This is a genomic window from Seonamhaeicola marinus (assembly GCF_008085455.1).
Genome location: NZ_VSDQ01000795.1, coordinates 1 through 513 on the forward strand (window position 1 = coordinate 1; position 513 = coordinate 513).

The 513-nt window shown below is 30.8% G+C and carries 1 protein-coding gene; it reads right to left on the reverse strand.

The genetic code is table 11. From position 1 onward, the window contains the following. The coding region (locus FUA24_RS23580) for a sugar phosphate nucleotidyltransferase (RefSeq protein ID WP_246147152.1) at positions 1-513 on the reverse strand (513 nt) is incomplete at both ends.

Consider the following 513-nt stretch of genomic DNA (forward strand, 5'->3'; position numbering starts at 1 on the left):
AATCATGGCGTTATCTAAATTAGCATTTTTTATAGAAGTATTGGTTTGAATTAAGCTGTTTTTAACAGTTGAATTTTCAATAACCGTACCATTACCTATTGATACATGCGGGCCAACTGTGGTATTTTTTAAAACAACGTTTTCACCAACAAAACAAGGTTCAATAATATTTGAATTTTCTAGTTTTACTGAAGAAGCCACCAATTGTTCTTCACCATCAGATTGTAAAAAGTTAAGCATTTTACCGTTGGTTAGTACTGTAATTTCTTTGTTTCCGCAATCCATCCATTCATCAACGGTACCGATTTTAAATACTTTACCATCGGCCATCATACGTTTAATACCATCATTAATTTGGTATTCGCCACCATTCATAACGTTTTCATCTAAAACTTCTTGTAGTTTATTTTTTAAAACGGCAACATCTTTAAAGTAATAAATACCAATAACAGCTTGATCACTTACAAAGGTTTCAGGTTTTTCAACAAGTTCAACAATTTCGTTATTATTATT